The sequence below is a fragment of the Vibrio sp. 1402 genome, assembly GCF_033340275.1.
Genome location: NZ_JAWOWE010000671.1, coordinates 1 through 525 on the forward strand (window position 1 = coordinate 1; position 525 = coordinate 525).

The following is a 525-nucleotide window of genomic DNA, read 5'->3' on the forward strand; positions in this document are numbered from 1 at the left end:
TGTTTTCCAGAGTCGTTGGTGCGCTATCAATAATGCGCGATTCGGTGATCTCTAACGTGAGGTTTTTGGCGGGCAGCTTGGTGACATCCAGCACTCGTGTCACGGTGTCGACAAACGCCGGACAGGAGAGCTGATTGACCGAAATGTTCACGTGCCATTGGACGTCTGACGGCCCCTGTTTGTTCTCGATGGCTTTGTATGTGTCTCGGCACGCTTGCAGCAAGATTTGTTGGCCAATGGCTTTGATCATGCCGCTTTCCTCCGCGATTGGGATGAAATCTAATGGTGAGATCATACCGCTTTCGCTATTCCAGCGAGCTAGGGCTTCAGCGCCACATACGTTACCACTCGCGAGATCGATGAGCGGCTGATAATGAGGCACAAATTCGCGCTTGTCGATGCCCGTTTGCATCTTCGTGAGCAGTTGAGTACGAAACTTCGATGCGCTCGCGAGTTCTGGGCTGTAGTAACAAATGCCCCGCAGTGGATCTTCCTTCGCGTACCTCAGAGCACTGCTGGCATTGC

General features: G+C 53.0%; 1 protein-coding gene. It reads right to left on the bottom strand.

Annotation, left to right across the window (positions count from 1 at the left end; genetic code table 11):
• Nucleotides 1–525 (bottom strand): EAL domain-containing protein (locus R7044_RS27855; protein WP_225456326.1); only part of this gene is annotated, 525 nt, incomplete at both ends.